Raw genomic sequence first — 17,564 nt, forward strand, 5'->3', positions numbered from 1 at the left:
GGAACAAAGGCTCGACCACCCGGTTTGGAACCATCCCGTTAAGCACAGGACCAATGTGCAGCCTGGCGGATGAGAGACGGCTGCCGGATTGCTATGGCTGTTCCCGATCTGCATTCGGCAGCCGAGATTGAGCCCAAATGCCCTAAGGAGACTTCGCATGAGCGAAGCAGGACACAGCGCAGGCAATGAGGTGACTTCGATTGCGGGCACGTCGCCGTTCGCCAGTTTTTTCATGGCTGGCTTCGAGTGCTCGTCGCACCGGCGCAAGGACGGCGTTCGCCTCGATCTTATCCGCGCGACGTCGCATTATTTGCATGCCCTGGGCGACTACCGCAGTTGCGCCGAACTCGGTCTTCGTACCATCCGCGACGGCTTGCGCTGGCACCTCATCGAAACCGCTCCTGGAACCTATGACTGGTCAAGCTGGACGCCGATGGTCGAAGCAGCGCAATCGGCAGGTGTCCGGATCATCTGGGACATCTTCCACTACGGATCTCCCGACCATGTTGATCAGGGATCGATGCATTTCATCGATGCCTATGCCTCGTTCGCCGCGGAAGCTGTGAGGGTTCATCGTTCAATCGCCGGTACAGCGCCTCTGTTGTGCCCGATCAACGAAATTTCGTTTTTCGCCTGGGCTGTTGAGGTCGGCTATTTCCCGCGCGTCGGCCCGAAGAAGCGGGGATGGTTCAAGCGGCACCTCGTGAAAGCAGCAATAGCCGGCGTTCGCGCGATGCGGGAGGTCGATCCCGCTTGCACATTTGTCTGGGCCGAGCCGCTTATCCACATCGCTCCTCGCGACCGGACCCGCACCGAACGGCGCCGGGCCGAAAATGCCCGTCAGGGACAGTTCGAAGCTTACGACATGCTGCTGGGCCGGGCCGAACCTGAGCTGGGTGGGAGCGAAGATGTCGTCGACGTCGTTGGCTTGAATTTTTATCCACACAATCAGTGGTACCTAAACGGGCCGACGATTCCGATGGGGCATCACGAGTACCGTGCCCTATCGGAGATGCTGATCGAAGTCGCGCATCGATACAGCAAGCCTATGTTCATCGCCGAGACCGGCTCCGAGGGGTCTGGCGGGCCGGCTTGGCTCCACTATGTCTGCGACGAGGTGCGTGCCGCAGAAAGCCTCAAAGCCCCGATCGAAGGTATTTGCCTTTACCCGGTAACCGCCTATCCGGGCTGGGACAATTCGCGGCATGCGGAGGTGGGATTGTTTTCAGTCGTCCAGGCGGACGGCAGCCGACACGTCCACAAGCCCGTCGCGGACGAATTGGCCCGCCAGCAAGCTTTGTTCGCGGCGAACCCGACGCGTTAAATACATGAGCTGCACGAGGGACTGCGCGAGCGCCTGTCGGCCCCGCGCCGATGCTCCCGGGTCCAGGTGGGGGAGCTACAGCGCCCCTTCGGCCAACGACGCATTCCCCACGCCCGCCCATTCCGGGACGCTCTTTTGAATGCGTGCGAAGGTTGCCAGGGCCTGCCCGACCACCTGATCCATGTTGTAGTAGCGGTAGGTTGCCAGGCGGCCGACAAACCACACGTCGGGACAGGTTGCGGCGAGCGCTTCGTAGCGCTTGTAGAGCTCTTCGTTTTCGGCCCGCGGCACCGGATAGTACGGGTCCCCGATATCGGTGGGATATTCGTATGTCAGGCTGGTCCGCACGCTCCGTTGGCCGGTCAAATGTTTGTATTCGGTGATGCGGGTGTAATCTTCCGTCTGGGGGTAGTTGACGACGGCAACCGGCTGAAACTGCTCTTGGTCGAGGGTGACGTGCTCGAAACGGAGCGAACGATAAGGAAGACACCCTAGCTGCCAGCCGAAATATTCGTCGATCGGGCCGGTATAGATCAGGCGGTTGAATGGTATCTTGTCACGAATTTCGCGGAAGTCGGTCTGCAGCATGACCTTGATGTTCGGGTGATCGAGCATGCGCTCGAACATCCTCGTGTATCCGCCGGCAGGCATCTTCTGGAAGCTGTCGCTGAAATAGCGGTCATCGCGGTTGGTCCTGGTCGGCACTCGTGCCGTCACTGATTTGCTCAGCTGGTTCGGATCGACGCCCCATTGCTTCCTTGTATAGCCACGGAAGAACTTCTCGTAGAGCTCGCGTCCCACGGTGCTGACGACAACATCCTCGGCCGTTCGCACGTCCTCTACCGTCTCGCGCCGCGATGCGAAGAACTCCTCCAACTGTGCGGAATTCAACTCGAGGCCATAAAGGCGGTTTATCGTGTCGAGATTGATCGGGATGGGAAGCAGTTTCCCGTCGACCGCCGCCAGAACCCTGTGCTCGTATGTGCGCCATTGGGTGAACTGCGAGAGGTAGTCCACGATCGACTGGCTGTTGGTGTGAAAAATATGAGGCCCGTAACGATGGATGAGGATGCCGGCTTCATTGTAGCAATCGTAGGCGTTGCCGCCGACATGGCTGCGGCGGTCGACCAGGAGAACGCTTTCATGACGCTGGGAGGCTATCCTTTCAGCAAGAACGCTGCCGGCAAACCCCGCGCCCACGATCAGCCAATCGAACATGGCTATGCGCTCCTGCGGAGCGGGACGACCTTCTTGCGTCGGTAGGCGCCCTCAATGTGAGCGGCCATGGCCTTCCATGTTCTTTCCCACGACATGTCAGCCAGATAGGCATCGACTTGCGGCAGCAGCATCTCGCGCGGTCGCAAAAGCAGGGAGCGCAGCTTGCTGTCCAAGTCGTCACCGTCGGCGATCTCCACCAGCCCAGCAGCGCCGTAGCTGCGCACAACGTCAACGATTGCCGTCGAGATCACCGGCAGACCCGCCGCCAGAAACTCTGGCGTCTTGGTTGGGCTGATGAACCGGGTCGCTTCGTTGAGCGCAAACGGCATCCACCCGGCATCCCAATGGCGAAGATAATCGGGCAGGTCGCAGTAGGCCTTCGCGTCCAACCAATGCAGGTTGTCGGCCTTCGGCAGGATTGCAGGATCGATTTTGACAACGGGGCCGATCATGACGAAATGCACGTCCGGCATGGTCCGCGCTGCTAGCGCCACGAGGTCGACGTCCAGCCGCTCGTCGATGACGCCGAAATACCCCACCCTCGGGTGAGGAATGCCGGCCTGATCGATGGGGTCCTTTCCTGGCAGCCTTGCCTTGTGAAAGTGTTTCACATCGATGCTGCTCGGAAAGGGGTAAATGGCCTGATGCAGGCGGCGCTTGGTCTCGAACAGGCTCAGGCCACCGGTGAAAACGAGATCGGCGCGGCGCAGAAGTTCCTTTTCCATCTGCGCCAGTTCGGGCGGCGCATTCTTGAAGGCGGAGAGTTCGTCCATGCAGTCGTAGACGCATATGTCTGGGTCAAGGAACTCCGTGAAGCGAAGAGCCATCGGCGTGTAGTACCAGGCGATCAGCCGGCTGTGCGGCATTGAAGCTATAATCCGCTGAACAAATCTCCGCTGGACGGCATCTGATTTCGCGGCCGACGCGCCGAGCGGAAGCACTGGTGTCACAATTAGAATGTTTGGCGATGCCTCGCTCGTCCGCATCAGCGGCTGTGGCAGTTCTTCAAAAACAGGCTCTTCAAAGTAGATCACTCTCTGCTGCATGGATGCAAGAGTGAGAATATGCTGCGGGCGTTGATGGACGAAATTCCAACGCAAGTGGGAGAAGCAAACCAGTAGATTTTCCCTGCCAGCGTGTTTACTGGCGGACACCCTGCCCAAGGCTGCTTCCATTGAGATTTTCCTTCCTGTAATCTTTAATTTATGCTGCGACTAACATTTGTTAATCGCAGATGGAGGAGAAATAGACTTCGGTACCAGCTCCTAACTTTCCATCGCGTGAGTTGTTCCAAGGTGAAGTGAAGAGCTCTCAGTCACCGCTCGGATGACGGATGCGACGATATTTCCGCGGAGCTGAGAATGGCCACCACGCGTCGCCGGGCTTTGAAAGCGTGAGCGACGGGGGAATGTCGGTGGAGAACTGACCTGCCGTATTTGCGTTTAAGTCGCTGGTTATAAAATGTGCAGGACATCAAGTTGATTCGCCCGCATCACTGGCGAGTCCGTGCCAGGCGAATTCCGGGGCTGATATGAAGATCGACTTTTCAACCAATGTTTTTCCGCTGTTTCATCCGCAAAGCGTGGATGATCTCAAAGACCCTTGCCCCGTCTTTGATGGCAGCCTGTGGCACGTCTTCGGCTCGAGCGGCACGGTGACCAGCGAGACGTGGAGGATCCTGCATGCCACGGCGCCGGAACTTTATGGGCCGTGGACCGAGCATCAGTCGATCGAGCTTCCTATCAATGGGAGTGGTGTTGCGGCTCCGGGGGTCATTCACGAAAGTGGCGTCTTTCACATGTTCATCCAGACCGAGTTCATGAAGTCTGGTGGCCGCTGCGAGCATGCGGTTTCCAATGACGGGTTCCATTGGGTGGTTCTTAGCCCGGCAATCCTCGCCATCCCGGACACGGAGGAAGATGGCATTTACGATCCGCATCCCGCAGTTATTGGCGGCAGGCGCTACCTCGTCTATTCCGCCATGCCAAAATTCACCAGGGTGCCACAGCCCGACATCTATCTCGCGCGTAGCCAATCCGATTCATGGTTCGGTCCCTGGAAGCGGATCGGCAAGATCCTCGACCATAATGAAGTTCCTCACCACAACACGAGAGAGGATCCCGACTACGAATGGGGGATAGAGGGCGCACAACTGGTCGAATTGCCGGATGGCCGCGTGCTTCTCAATGCCACTTGCTTTCTCCCGAATGGCCTTCGGGGAAACCGGCAACGCGTGTTTTTTGCCATCGCCGATGATGTTGCTGGACCTTATGTGTCGATGGGACCGGTGCTGGAACCAGGCCAGCCGGGAGAGAACGGCCACTCGACCGTGATGATCGAAGGGGGCCAACTTTCGCTGTTTTACCAAAGCCGGGTCGCCACGACCGATCATCGGTGGCGCTACGGCTTGGCCAGATGCGACGTCGCCCTGTTTTCCAAGGTTGCATGAATTAGGTGTTGCTCGGACGGAACAATCCGTCGGAGCGCGTGCACACGACACCATGCAGCAGTCGCGGCGTTCGAAGACATGGGCGAACTGAATATCTCTGCTCCTTCCCGCAGGAGAATGAAGCATCAGCACGTATTCTATGCCTTCATCCTCGCTTCGTTGAAGGCGTCCAACAGCGCAGGGACGTGCCGGGCGTCCAGAGCGAGCAGATGATCGACAGGCGGACAGCCGAATAGACAAAGGTCAGCCAAAGCCGAGGCAACCGGCGGCCTTCCGCTCGACCCGTGCGCAGTCGGGAGCACAAGGTTTGTACTCGAGCCACTGAAGCTCCGCACGAGGGGCAGCTCAGCTCATTCGTGATTGTTGCGTCCCGGACGAGCTCTCCGTTTCAGCCTGATCATAAATGCTTTCACCTAGTGGAACATCGGAGGTTCCACGAAGTTGGGAAGCCACGGAGGACGTGCACATGAACAGTGTCATCTATCTTATCGGCCTTATCGTTGTCGTGCTCGCGGTCCTCTCCTTCCTCGGTCTTCACTAGGTGGCCCATGCAGCATGAGAACGATCAGGGCGGACAGCCCACCGATTTCGACAAGGCGAAAAGCGACGTTTCCGACAGGCTTCGCCAGGAACAAGAACGTGCCAGCGAGTTGCTTCACGACGCGCGTGACACGGTGACCCGTAAGGCTGGCGATTATGCATCTGAAGCCAAGGAGGTCATTTCCGACAAGGCGGAGGAAGCTCAGCGCGACATCGGATCGAGTCTGGCGGCGCTGGGCGGCGCACTGCGCGCGGCCAGTGACCATCTGGCCAACAACGATGAAAGGAACGCATCGAAGTTCGCATTGGATGCCGCCGGTGGCTTGGAGCGGCTTTCATCGTCATTGAAACAGAAACCGTTCGGCCAGGTCCTTGAGGACGTGCAGTCCTTTGGCCGGCAAAATCCCGGTGTCTTGCTTGCCGGGTCGGTATTGGCCGGATTGGCTCTCGGGCGATTCATCAAGGCTTCTCCGCCGACAAGGCCCGAATTTCAGGATGATCCTGGAGACTTCAGATCACACACCGATCAGGCACAGGGTTGGTCCGTTGATCGTTCGCAGGATTCGGGCCTCGTCGGCGATGATGGGGCCACGCAGAACGCGGAGCAGGACAGATGAACACCCAGGACAATCCCAGCCTTACCGGACTGATCACCGACTTGGCCCAGAATGTCACCACACTGGTGCAAACCGAAGCCAGGCTGTTTCGGGCCGAGCTATCTGAAAAGCTCACCAAAGCCGGAGCAGGTGCCGCTGAAGTGCTCGGCGGCGCGATCTGCCTGCTCGCGGCATTATTGGTGTTGCTGCAGGCACTCGTTATCGCACTGACGCGGGCAGGGCTCGGCGCGGGGTGGTCTTCCCTGCTGGTCGGTGTGGTCGTGGCGATCCTCGGCGTCATCCTGCTGCGGACCGGGATGGCCAGCATGGCGCCTTCGGAACTTACCCCCGACCGGACCCAGGAACAGCTCAAGCGCGACGCGAGCGTGATCAAGGAACAAGTGAGATGACTGAGAAATCCGCAGCCGAACTTGAACGCGAGGCCGAGGCAGCCCGCGCCCGGGTGATGGAGACCGCCGAATCCATTCGAGGCAAGATGACGCCCGGACAATTGCTTGATGAGTTCACCGGGCTGTTCTCGGGAGGGGAGAGCTCGGCCATGCTCAGCAATCTCAGAACGCAGGTCCGAGACAATCCTTTGCCGGTCACCATGGTCGGCGCGGGTCTTGCTTGGCTGATGTTCGGCAGCGGTACCTCAAACACGGCCCACGGTTCGGCTGGCTACCCATTGCCTTCAGCGCCGGGAAGACATGATGAAGGGGAGCGCGGCGGCTTCGGCGGCACGCTCTCCGATGCCGCCTCATCGCTGTCGTCGGCTGCTACCAGCGTCAGCGGTACCGTTTCGAGCGCGGTAAGCAACGCCGCCGAGGGTTTGACGGGCAGCACGGCCACTGCAAGATCGGTGACCGGCGACATGGCGGCGAAAACCGCCCGCTCTGCCCAAGAACTGTTTGAGAACCAACCTTTGGCCGTAGCGGCCGCCGGTCTCGCCATCGGCGCCGCCATAGGTGCAATGCTGCCCCATACCGCAACGGAGGATGAGCAACTAGGCGCCTATGGCGACAAGCTTCGCAACACCGCCGGAACCATGCTCGACAGGGGTCTGGATGAAGCCAAGCAGGTCGCCGCCGACGCCTATGAGACCATCAAGCAGGAAGCTGGCCGGCAACATATGGAAGCAGGCACGATGGCCGATCAACTCGGCGAGGTCGTGAAGTCCACAGCAGACAAGACCGAGCATGCAGTGCGCGACCGGATTTCCGATTCGTCTCAGCGTCAAACCTAGCTTGAATGATCCTGGATCAACGATAGTCGGTCTCTTCAGAAGGGCCGGCGTTGTTGTTCAGACGATGGACCGCTAAAATCATTTTAGAGCGTAGAGGTACGCCGCGATATCGCGCGCCTGCTGCTCCGTGATCCGTGTCGATGGCATGGCCGTGTGCGGATCGACTTCCCTGGCCGATCGTATCCAGCGGATCAGGTTCTCTGGATTGTTGGCCAGCCCGCCACCGATAAAGATGCGGCCAGCAAGACTGGCATCCAGGCGAGGACCGACCTGCCCTTGAGCGCCCGGCACGCCCGTAATCGTATGGCAGCCGGAACAGCCATTCGCAGTCATGATCGGCAAGGCCCTCGCAGTGTCACCGCCCGTGGCCGCCTCCGCCTCGTGGCGGACGCGCGCGGCCCGATCGGACCACCAGGTCATTCCGGCCACGGCCGCGACGAGCAGCACCAGCGCGGCGATGACGGCGGCAAGCAGTTTAGACAAGCTCGTACGCATGCGCCGCCTCCCTCCTTCCGCTCGCCTTGATCCACAACGCGACCAGCAGCAGCGCTGCGCCGCCATATATCAATCCAGCCGGAACCCACATCACCAGTCCGGCAAGTTGCTGGTCCTCCAGGGGGCTCAAATTCCACAGTGCCGCTCCCACGGCGTTCTCCGGGTACCAGAGGCGTGGCGAGAGCAACAGGAGAACGCCGAGCAGCCCGGTATGCAGCGAGGTGACAAAGAGGTGCATCACTGCGCTCCCATAAGCATGCTGGCGGCCGGGACGCGGCAAGAGGACCCACCAGAACAGCAGCCCTGTTCCGAAGAAGCTCGCGTGCTGTGCATAGTGCAGTACGCCGCGTTCGAGCGCGGCCTCGAACAACACCGGAATGTGCCAAATCCATATAGCAATGCCGTGGATAATGGTCGCGCTGATCGGCCGCGTTGCGAAGGCCCAGACCACCCTCAGCCAATTGACGTGTCCGGCAATTCCCAGGATGCGCCGGAACCGGATGGGTAGGCCCCACATCAAGGCCGCAGCCGGGCAGGCAGAGACCAACAGCGGCGCCGCCACGGCCATCAGCAGTTCATGCTCGATCATATGCGCCGCAAAGACCTGCTCGCCGAGCACATGAATCGGGCTGACCAATGCGGCTGTCAACACGCTCCATCCGGCCGTGAACAGCAGAGCCTGGCGCATCCGCAACGTCCTGCCGCGGCTGCTGCGCCGCCAAAGCCGGCCAGCACCAACGACATATATCAGGGCAACCACGGCGAGTGGCAGGGTGATGGGCAGCGCGAGCGTCCACCCGGCCCCGGGCGCGCCGGCGCCGTAGCAGATGGAAGTAGGGAACAGCGCGTCCAGGTTCATCGCAGGCACTCATCCAGGATCAGCGCCGCGCTGCCTTGCATGAGGATCACAAGCGCAAACAGCAACGCCGACAACATCCCGAGATTGGCGACGAAGCGCTCTGTGCGGCGCGTACGCTCCGGCTTGAATGCGGCACCGCCTCGCCGCTTCGCCCGCCACGACAGCGCCCCGCCGAGCAGCGACAACAAGACGAGCAGCAGCGCCACGGGAAGCACGACCGGCACCTGGCGGTTGCATTGCCAAGGCACCAGCGCATAATTCAGCTGTGTCGAGACCGCCCAGGCCAGCGGACCTGACAGAAGACCACCCCAAGACGTTCCCAACCGCAGCGCTCGCATCTCAGCCTAGCCTCGGCGCCCAATAGATGAGCACGTAGATCGGGATCCAGGTCAGGACCACGAAATCCCAGTAGAAGACATTGTCGCCGACATCGCCGAAGCGCCGGCCGCTATAGCCTTGGCGCGTGAACATCAGCACTGTCAGCACGATGGTGTCGCCGACATCGGTTATGAGGTGCGTGGTGTGCAGGCCAAGCAGCACCCAGAGCATCGATCCGTAGGCGTTGGTGTCCCAATAGATGTTGAGGGCGGGGAATTCGAACCAGCGCACGACGAGCGGAGCGATGCCGAGCAGCGACATGACCACCAGGCCGATCCGCACCGGAACCATGGAGCATTGCTTGGCGTGGCGGTGGAGGACGTGGTTGGGCACAAGGCTGACGACAAACAAAATCGTCACGATCGTTCCGGGCCAATGGTTCGGCTGCGGTGCGCTAAGCCGCCATGCTGGCCACGACAGCGCAAGGTAGAGATATGCGCCCGCTGCCAGCGCAAAACCCGTACCTTCCAACGCCATGAAGCCGAGCGTGCCCCACCAGGTGGGGCTGCGCGGACCGTGCCCGAAGGTCGGCAGGCCAGAAAGATCGGCGGCGGCGCGCTGCTTCATTCCTGGTCCTCCGGATGGCCCTTCGGCCAGAACCAACCGATCAACGTGATGGCGATCGGCGCGGCGCCCCAGACGATCGCCCAGGGCGTGAAGATCGAATAGAGAAACGTGCCGCCTACGGCGAGCGCCGCAAAAAGCGGCCAGATCGACGGTGTGGCCGATTTCTCGCGAATATCGGGATAAGCTTCGGCCACGGTAGAGATGAGGAGTTCGCGCGCATCGACGCGGAGCCCGGTCGCTACAGGTAGCGCCTCGCGCTCGGCCCAGAGCGGCTCGATATGGGTAACCATGGGAATGCGTGCGAAATTATAGCTCGGCGGTGGCGAGGACGTTGCCCACTCCAAGGTTCCTGCGTCCCACGGATTGTTGCCGGCCGAGGTGCCTTTCAACGCGCCATGCACCAGATTGAAAGTGAACAGGACAAAGCTCAGGAAGAAGAGCAGCGCCCCGGCAGAGATGAAAAGGTTGATGTTGCCCCAGCCAAGCTCGGCCGGATAGGTGTAGACCCGTCGTGGCATGCCCCATAGGCCGACGAGATGCATCGGGAAAAAGGCCGCATTGAACCCGATGAAGGCCAGCCAGAAATGCCACCGCCCAAGGCGTTCGCTCATCATGCGGCCGGTGATCTTCGGGAACCAGAAATAAGCCGCGCCAAGCAGCGGGAACACCGAGCCGCCGATCAGCACGTAATGGAAATGCGCGACGACGAAATAGGTGTCGTGCACCTGAAGATCCAATGGCACCGAGGCGAGCATGACGCCGGTTAGCCCGCCGATGACGAAGATGAAGAAGAAGCCGAAGACGAACAGCAATGGCGTCCGGATCACCGGCCGGCCGTCCCAAAGTGTTGCAAGCCAGCAGAAGATCTGCACGCCGTTTGGAATGGCGATCAGCATGCTGGATGCGGTGAAGAAACTGGCGCCGAGCTTAGGCAATCCCGTGGCGAACATGTGGTGAACCCAGAGCCCGAACGACAGGAAGCCGACTGCGATCAGCGACAGGACCAGCCCGAGATGACCGAATGTCGGTCGCCTGGCGAAAACAGGAATGATCGAGGACACCATGCCCGTCGCCGGCAGGAAGATGATGTAAACTTCCGGATGGCCGAAGAACCAGAAGAGATGTTGGAACAGCAGAGCATCCCCACCTTCCGCCGGGTTGAAGATGTGCGTGCCGACCAGGCGGTCAAGGATCAGGAAAGTCGAGGTGATCATCACCGCCGGCATCGCGAAGATGACGACGAAAGAAGTGACCAGCATCGCCCAGACATAGAGCGGGATCTTGTCCAGCGACATGCCGGGGGCCCGCTGCTTGAACACCGTGACGATGGTCGCAACCGCGACGGCCAGTGACGACACTTCGGTATAGGTGATCATCTGCGCCCAGACATCGGCGCGCTTGCCCGGTGCGAATTCGGGGCCGGACAGCGGCACGTAAGCGAACCAGCCCACATCAGGAGCCATGTTGAGGGCAAAGGACACCCAGGCGAAAGCGCCGCCCGAGACGTAGATCCAATAGCTGAACGCGTTCAGGCGCGGAAACGCGATGTTGCGGGTGCCCACCATCAGCGGCACCAGGTAGATCCCGGTCGCCTGCACGATGGGCACGGCGAACAGAAACATCATCGTAACGCCATGCATGGTGAACAGCTGGTTGTAGAGGTCGGGCCCGATCAGGCCGCGTTGTGGTCCCGAAAGCTGGATACGCATGGCGACAGCGTTGAGACCGCCAAGACCAAGGAAGACGAAAGCGGTGATCAAATAGCGTCGTGCGATCACCTTGTGGTCGACGCTCGAGAGCGCTCCGACGATGCCGGACGGCGTCCGCCAGGTGCGCTCGAGCCAGCGATGCAGGCTGGCATCATCCATGCCCGTATCGCGGGGGCCGTCACGTTCGGGAGCAAGGTCGCCTTTGGCGGGGTCTGGTTCCGGGATGTGGCGGTCGCCTGTGACATCGGCGCTGCTCATTTCAGACCCTCGAGATAAGCGACGATTGCGTTGAGCTCGTCGCCGTTGAGATCTACCACTGGCATGTGGGAACCCGGCTTGATGCCTTGCGGGTCGGCTATCCAGGCGGCGAGATTGCCGCGGCTCATCGTCAGCGTTCCGGCCGCCAATGTTTTCCGGCTGGCGATGTGGGTGAGGTCGGGAGCCACCGTTCCGCCGGCCGGCGTTCCCCCGATCCTGTGGCACATCACGCAGGGGCGTTTGAGGAACAGGTCTGCGCCGGCCTTGGCTTCGCCGCTCGCCGGCGCGCCGGCCGGCTGCAACTGGTCGTTCAGCCACGCATCGAATTTCGGGCGCGGCTCGGCGATGATGAAGGTGCCCATATTGGCGTGCTGCGCACCGCAGAATTCAGCGCATTGACCACGGTAGACGCCCGGCTTGTCCGCCTTGATGTCCAGCACGTTCATGTGGCCGGGGATAAGATCGAGTTTGCCGGCCAAGCTTGGGATCCAGAAGGAATGGATCACATCGGTCGAGGTCAATAGCAGCCGCACCGGCTCGCCGGCAGGGATATGAATCTCGTTTGCCGTCGTCAGGATGCGGCTCGGCGTAGCATCCTCGTAGCGCACCTCCCACCACCACTGGTGCCCGGTCACCCTGATTGTCAGCGCAGCCTCCGAGCCGATCGCAGCCAGCGTCCTGTTGGCGAAAAAGCTTAGCAGCGTCAGTCCGATCAGGATGATGGCGGTCAGTCCGACGGCGGACGCGACCACGCGCATCTTGCGGCGTTCGGCCGCTTCGTCGAGTAAGAGGGGTTCATCGCCGGGACGCGATCGCATAACCAGCGGTGCTGCGAGCGCGATCATCACCAGCACCCACACAACCGCGCAAAGCGCGGTGAAGAACCAGATCAGCCAAGCCAACTCGCCGGCTGCGGGGCCTTTCGGATCCAGCGCCGACTGCCAGCCTGCGCATCCCTGCAGAAGCAGGAGACAGAGAGCGAAGGTCATCGAAGCCGGGCGCCTCACGGTGATTTGCCCAGTGTCGCGGCATCCGGCAGGCGGTTTTCCGAGGGATGCACCATCATGCCGTCATTGCGTTGCGGCGCGGCGGAGGAGGGCGCGTTGCCGCCCAGTGCACGCACATATGCCGCCAGCTCCCATATCTGGTCATCGGGTATCTTCTGGCCGAAGCTCGGCATCCCGTTCGGCCTGCCGTCGCGGATCGTGGCGTGGATGCTTTCGATCGAGCTGCCGTAGAGCCACTTCTCGTCCATCAGCGCCGGGCCCATGCCGCCACCGCCATTGGCATGGCAGCCCGAGCAGTTGAACCAGCTGAACAGGCGTTTGCCCTCGCTCATGTGGAAGGCGTTGGCCTCGAAGCTCGCCGCCTTGTTATCGGTGGGGGAGGGTCGCTGTCCGCCCGGCTCCAACGTGGTCACGGGCGTCGGCTGCTCACCTGAGCCGAGCGCCGATTGCGGTCGCGTGTCGCGCTCCTCGCGCTGGCAGGCGACCAGGGCCAGCGTCAAGGGCAGTAACATCGCCAGAGCCTGCCTCATCGCGCCGGACTCCCGGCCATGTCCAGACGCGGTACGCCGTATTGCGCCAGAACCGCGTCGATCTCGGCCTTGTGTCTGGCAAGCGCGCTATTCACATCGCCACGCAGCGCATCGTCCTCGCGCCGAACACCCATTGAGATGTCGTACATTAGCGGCAGTTGCGGTCCGTCGATGCGAGGCGTGACCGGCGTGATCCGGAGCGACACCTTTTGCCTCTGGGCGAAATAGCCGGCGAGCGGACCCCAAACCACGGCAAGATCGATCTCGCCGTTCGCAACAGCTTCGACGATGCGCGCCGGAGGGTTGGGAGCGGAGTAGTCGCCATAGACGGGGTAGCCGATGAGGTGCCCGACGATGCCGCGGCGGCCGAGCGCCTGGACAGGCGGCGAGTTGGCGCCGTCGTCGCCGATGAGCTGAACACCGATACGCAATCCTTGCAACCGCGGGTCGTTGAAGGAGGCCACGTCCGGGCCGTCCTGGCGGGTCACGAAGACATAGGACGAACGGTAATAAGGCGTCGTCGTGCGCAGCATTTCGAGATTGGCAGGCGTGCCGGGCACGAGATCGCAAAGGCCTGCCTTCAGCGTGTTGCGGATGAAGCCACGGCGCTGCGCCCACCAAGTATACGTCAGCTTGGCGCCGAGATCAGTGGCGATGATTTCCGCGATCCTGTTCTCGAAGCCTTGACCGGCCGCGTTGGAAAACGGCATGTTGTTCGGGTCGGCGCACACTCTCAACTCACGTGGACTGGCAATGGCCGGCAAGAGCAACAAGGCGAGCCCGGCCATGCCGATCGCCACCCGTTGGAACGCCTTTCGCGCCGGACGTACGGTCAAGTCCAATCCATCAAGGCAGCCGGAACACATAAAGCGTGCCTCCCACCGTGGTAGCGTTCTTTAGATCCTTCATCGCGTTGACGAAGCCAAGTGCCGCGGTGGCATCGCGTGGGTCGAGGTCGCCGGAAACGATGGCACCGGCCCAGCCACCGACGCCTGACAGAATTGCGACATATTGGTGCCCATCGGGGCCGCGATAGGTTATCGGCTGGCCGATGATGCCGGACGATGTCTTGAATTGCCAAAGGAGATCGCCAGTCCTGGCGCTGACCGCCTTGAACCAGCCTTCCATGGTGCCGTAAAAGACGACATCGCCGGCAGTGACGACGGTGCCGCTCCACACCGGAAAGTTCTCCTTCAGGACCCAGGCCGGCTTGGCGGCGGCAACATCCCAGGCGGTGAAGGCACCACGATTGCCGCCCGGCCCGGGGATCATGCGTACGTTCATGCCGACATAGGGCGTGCCTGCGATGTAGTTTACCTCAACGCCTTCTTCATCCATGCAGAGATTGTTGTGGGGGATGTAGAGCAGGCCGGTCCTCGGCGAAAAGGCCGATGGCTGCCAGTCCTTGAGGCCGGACGCTGTCGGGCAAATGTCTCGCACCACCTTGCCGGTGCCGGTTCTCTTGTCGGGGTTTGCAATCAGGCGGCCGGTCTTCAGGTCGACGCCCTTGCTGGAATTGACCGGGCCATAGGCTGTGGCCGACAGCACCTCGCCAGTGGTCCGATCGAGGATATAGAGGTAGCCGTTGCGTTCCGGTCGGACGAGGACCTTGCGCGGCTTGCCTTGCCAGGTCATGTCCAGAAGGATCTGCTCGTTGATCCCGTCATAGTCATGGAGGTCATGCGGGCTCCACTGATAGAACCACTTCGCCGCTCCGGTATCGGGATCACGCGCGAAAATACCGGACGTCCATTTGTTGTCGCCGGGCCGCAAATCCGGATTCCACGGTCCTGGATTGCCTGTGCCGTGGAAGATCAAGTTCAAGTCCGGATCGTAGGAGATCCAGCCCCACATATTGCCGCCGCCGATCTTCCAGGCTTCGGGCGGCCATGTCGTCACGCCAAGGTCTGTGCCCTTGTCCATGTCATAGTGGGGCTTGAAGTCCGGGCCGATCAGCACATCCTTGTCGGGTCCAGTGCCATAAGCCGTCCAGACAACATGCCCGTCTCCGGCATCCAGCGCCTTGACCCAGCCGCGGACGCCCATTTCGCCGCCGGAATTGCCGACCAAAACTTTGCCCTTCACCACCAGCGGAGCCATGGTGATGGTCTCGCCGATGTTGATGTTGCCGATATGAGCGTTCCAGATCGGTTTGCCTGTGTTGGCGTCGAGGGCGATCGTGTGGCCGTCCAGCGTGTTGAAGAAGATGCGCCCGTCGGCGAAGGCCGCGCCGCGGTTGACGACATCGCAGCAGGCCACCCCTTGTGCCGACGGCTCGGGGTTGGGCTCGTACTTCCACTTCATCGGCGCGCCGGGCCTGGAAAGGTCGAGCGCGTAGACGATGTTGGGAAAGGGCGTGACGATGTACATGGTGTTGCCGACAACCAGCGGCGCTGCTTCCTGGCCCTTGTTCACGCCGGTGGAGAAGGTGAAGGCGACCTGCAGGTTCTTGACGTTGCCTTCGTTGATCTCGGTCAGGTCGCTGAAGCGGGTCGACGCGTAGTTCTTGGCCGGCATTGTCCATTGCCCGTCATCGGGTGGCGCGGCGGCGGCGGGCGGCGCAATAGCCGCCGCCGATGGCGGCTCCGAGGCACCGCTCAGGAATGGGCCGCATGCCAGCAGCATCACCGAGACTATGCAAGTGCGAAAAGAATTCTCGGTCGCCGATGCGCGGGCGCCTCGTCCTTCGTTAACGCGCGCCTGTGCCGGGTGCAGCATGCCTTTCATTTGTGGATCGAGCCTCCCACGCCGGCGCCGAGCTCCGCCGCGATGTCAGCCTCGGTGCCGGCACAAAGCGGATGGCCCCAGCCCGAGGCGCTTTTGCCGCCGGGATCCAGATCGTAGACGATGGCGTCCTTGCGATTGGGATTGACTCCGGCGGGAACCTTGTCGAGGCCGAGCGCCGCGCGAACACGCCAGGCGACATTGTGATCGGCGCATGAGGAATCTCCGGAGACCCCGATGCCTCCGACGATGCTCTTTCCGTCATAGAGGGCAAGCCCGCCGCCAAACACAACGACGCCTCCAATCGGCTTGCCGACGAGCGGATCGCTGGCGCTTCCGAACGTTTTGGGATCGCCCGCATAGGCTGCGGCCTGGTTGACCGGATTGGTCTCCTGCAAGCCGAAAAGCGGCCCGCCAGGTTGCGCCCCCGCGTAGAGATTGGCCGTCGATAGGGCCATTTGCGCCAAGCTTAGCCCATTGGCCGTATTGGCCTTCTCTGCCGCGACGAGGCGACTGCCCGGCCATTGCGAATCGGCGGTGGGACCACTGAAAGCGATCGCGCACACCGCGCCGTCGCGGGCAACGATAGCGGCCCATTCGTTGGTCTCAAAGCCACCGTTGGCAGGTCCGCCGCTTGCTTTCACATTGGCCTTGAGGACAGCGAGCAGCTTATCGTGGTCGGCCGGGCAGGGCGCCTGTGCCATGGCTTGGCCCTGTGGGGACAGGCCACCCGCCAACACCAGGCCAAAGGCTGATAAGAAAAGCTGACAGCGGTACATTGTCCTGCCCATTCGTCGAGCATCAAAGAATCATGGAGCACTCTGTCAGACTGGAGAATGCGAGAAAGAATCCGTGATCCAATGCCGTCGGTGTCTAACTTGGGCGATGCAGGTATGTTCCTGCTTTTGGAAAAAAATGCACATTTCCCGTCCGGTGAATGGCAAGTTGCCGTCTGTCCCGCCGGCGGCCGGCTCATCGCACCTAGTGAGCACTTGGCATTATCAGAGAAGCGGAGCGGTTGCGGGACCATACGGACGATCCACCCGGACTCGCGACAACGTTCATTTTGCGATGAAAAATGCCTTAGTTGAGAAGGCGACGGTACTTTTTGAGGCGACTTGGGCACGCTGGTGGACGCCATAAAATTCGAAAATTGCCCGGATGGTCCCGATAGTTGGTGGAACCTCGAAATATTTTTTTTGGCGATTTTCCCTTTAAAATCAAAAGCGTAAATTTTTGACGGTTCTAGTGTCGGAATTTTAGCAGTTCTGGAAAATATTTGACAGCGATTTCAACGGGTTATACGCTGTTTGAACAATCGAGTGGGAGTGAGGGAAGCTACGGCGATAAAGTCATTCGGCGGACTAGCCGGTGACGCACGCAATAGACCCCATCCCCGCTCCGCGAACTGCGCCCGCGAGCGCGACCTTATACGCCTCATCGAAGTTGGAGTGCCCGAGCAGCGGCAGCCTTATCGGCCGCGTGAAGACCTTCAAGCGCGAGGACAAACTACGCCATGCGACCTTGCGAACGATCCGAGAGGCGAGGCCACGAGCCCTCGACGCGACGACGCATCCACTCAACACTGCACATCTCGGAGGCGACCGAGGCGAGGGTGGCCGGCGCCTGTGGCGGGTTTGTTGGGACGTTAGGCGCCGGCCGGG

The 17,564-nt window shown here is 61.1% G+C and carries 17 protein-coding genes; 5 read left to right on the plus strand and 12 right to left on the minus strand.

Going from position 1 to position 17,564, the window contains the following annotated elements:
- The first annotated feature begins 157 nt into the window (after nt 1–157).
- Nucleotides 158–1,324 carry a beta-glucosidase gene (locus AC0L2U_RS30075; RefSeq protein ID WP_473603095.1) on the plus strand — a complete coding sequence of 389 codons (1,167 nt, stop codon included), beginning with the start codon at nt 158–160 and terminating at the stop codon, nt 1,322–1,324.
- Nucleotides 1,325–1,399: 75 nt separating this feature from the next.
- On the opposite strand, the gene glf is transcribed toward AC0L2U_RS30075, so the two are convergent.
- Together glf and AC0L2U_RS30085 are read right to left on the minus strand one after the other, a co-directional pair.
- Entirely contained in the window at nt 1,400–2,542 is a 1,143-nt protein-coding gene (gene glf, locus AC0L2U_RS30080; RefSeq protein ID WP_127397212.1) for a UDP-galactopyranose mutase, read from the minus strand.
- A 2-nt stretch (nt 2,543–2,544) separates the two neighbouring features.
- Nucleotides 2,545–3,717: a glycosyltransferase family protein gene (locus tag AC0L2U_RS30085; RefSeq protein ID WP_292633609.1), complete on the minus strand. Its 1,173-nt coding sequence runs from the start codon at nt 3,715–3,717 to the stop codon at nt 2,545–2,547.
- A gap of 356 nt (nt 3,718–4,073) precedes the next feature.
- Between AC0L2U_RS30085 and AC0L2U_RS30090 the strand changes: the two genes are divergently transcribed.
- The 4 genes from AC0L2U_RS30090 (at nt 4,074) to AC0L2U_RS30105 (ending at nt 7,373) form a co-directional block, all read left to right on the plus strand.
- Entirely contained in the window at nt 4,074–4,991 is a 918-nt protein-coding gene (locus AC0L2U_RS30090) for a glycoside hydrolase family protein (protein ID WP_164873692.1), read from the plus strand.
- 548 nt (nt 4,992–5,539) lie between these two features.
- Nucleotides 5,540–6,148 (plus strand): DUF1206 domain-containing protein, encoded by a 609-nt coding sequence (locus AC0L2U_RS30095; protein ID WP_127396345.1) that lies wholly within the window; start codon nt 5,540–5,542, stop codon nt 6,146–6,148.
- Complete coding sequence (locus tag AC0L2U_RS30100) at nt 6,145–6,537, plus strand: phage holin family protein (RefSeq protein WP_127396344.1); 393 nt, start codon at nt 6,145–6,147, stop codon at nt 6,535–6,537. The genes AC0L2U_RS30095 and AC0L2U_RS30100 overlap by 4 nt, the downstream gene beginning before the upstream one ends.
- Nucleotides 6,534–7,373 (plus strand): DUF3618 domain-containing protein, encoded by an 840-nt coding sequence (locus AC0L2U_RS30105; RefSeq protein ID WP_128289052.1) that lies wholly within the window; start codon nt 6,534–6,536, stop codon nt 7,371–7,373. The genes AC0L2U_RS30100 and AC0L2U_RS30105 overlap by 4 nt, the downstream gene beginning before the upstream one ends.
- A gap of 78 nt (nt 7,374–7,451) precedes the next feature.
- Here the strand turns inward: AC0L2U_RS30105 and AC0L2U_RS30110 are convergent, their stop codons facing one another.
- Genes AC0L2U_RS30110 through AC0L2U_RS30155 form a run of 10 tightly spaced genes read right to left on the minus strand, consistent with a single transcriptional unit; the run spans nt 7,452 to nt 16,604 of the window.
- Nucleotides 7,452–7,868, minus strand: a complete 417-nt coding sequence (locus tag AC0L2U_RS30110; protein WP_127318947.1) for a c-type cytochrome — start codon at nt 7,866–7,868, stop codon at nt 7,452–7,454.
- A complete protein-coding gene (locus tag AC0L2U_RS30115) occupies nt 7,849–8,727 on the minus strand; it encodes a cytochrome c oxidase assembly protein (protein ID WP_127807726.1) in 879 nt (292 codons plus the stop codon). Before AC0L2U_RS30115 ends, AC0L2U_RS30110 begins: the two co-directional genes overlap by 20 nt.
- Complete coding sequence (locus AC0L2U_RS30120) at nt 8,724–9,065, minus strand: hypothetical protein (protein WP_127396341.1); 342 nt, start codon at nt 9,063–9,065, stop codon at nt 8,724–8,726. Before AC0L2U_RS30120 ends, AC0L2U_RS30115 begins: the two co-directional genes overlap by 4 nt.
- A 1-nt stretch (nt 9,066) precedes the next feature.
- Nucleotides 9,067–9,672, minus strand: coding sequence for a cytochrome c oxidase subunit 3 (locus tag AC0L2U_RS30125; RefSeq protein ID WP_473603096.1), 606 nt, complete (start codon nt 9,670–9,672; stop codon nt 9,067–9,069).
- Nucleotides 9,669–11,639 (minus strand): cytochrome c oxidase subunit I, encoded by a 1,971-nt coding sequence (ctaD, locus tag AC0L2U_RS30130; RefSeq protein WP_127396340.1) that lies wholly within the window; start codon nt 11,637–11,639, stop codon nt 9,669–9,671. Before ctaD ends, AC0L2U_RS30125 begins: the two co-directional genes overlap by 4 nt.
- The gene (gene coxB / locus AC0L2U_RS30135; RefSeq protein ID WP_473603097.1) at nt 11,636–12,628 is read right to left on the minus strand and encodes a cytochrome c oxidase subunit II; all 993 of its coding nucleotides are present in this window, start codon (nt 12,626–12,628) and stop codon (nt 11,636–11,638) included. The genes ctaD and coxB overlap by 4 nt, the downstream gene beginning before the upstream one ends.
- A gap of 14 nt (nt 12,629–12,642) precedes the next feature.
- A complete protein-coding gene (locus AC0L2U_RS30140) occupies nt 12,643–13,176 on the minus strand; it encodes a c-type cytochrome (protein WP_127296112.1) in 534 nt (177 codons plus the stop codon).
- Entirely contained in the window at nt 13,173–14,042 is an 870-nt protein-coding gene (locus AC0L2U_RS30145; protein ID WP_127807724.1) for a substrate-binding domain-containing protein, read from the minus strand. The genes AC0L2U_RS30140 and AC0L2U_RS30145 overlap by 4 nt, the downstream gene beginning before the upstream one ends.
- Nucleotides 14,023–15,903: a methanol/ethanol family PQQ-dependent dehydrogenase gene (locus AC0L2U_RS30150; RefSeq protein ID WP_473603099.1), complete on the minus strand. Its 1,881-nt coding sequence runs from the start codon at nt 15,901–15,903 to the stop codon at nt 14,023–14,025. The genes AC0L2U_RS30145 and AC0L2U_RS30150 overlap by 20 nt, the downstream gene beginning before the upstream one ends.
- Nucleotides 15,900–16,604, minus strand: coding sequence for a heme-binding protein (locus tag AC0L2U_RS30155; protein WP_127296135.1), 705 nt, complete (start codon nt 16,602–16,604; stop codon nt 15,900–15,902). The genes AC0L2U_RS30150 and AC0L2U_RS30155 overlap by 4 nt, the downstream gene beginning before the upstream one ends.
- Nucleotides 16,605–17,564 lie beyond the last annotated feature (960 nt).

This window comes from Mesorhizobium sp. WSM4808 (assembly GCF_055811675.1).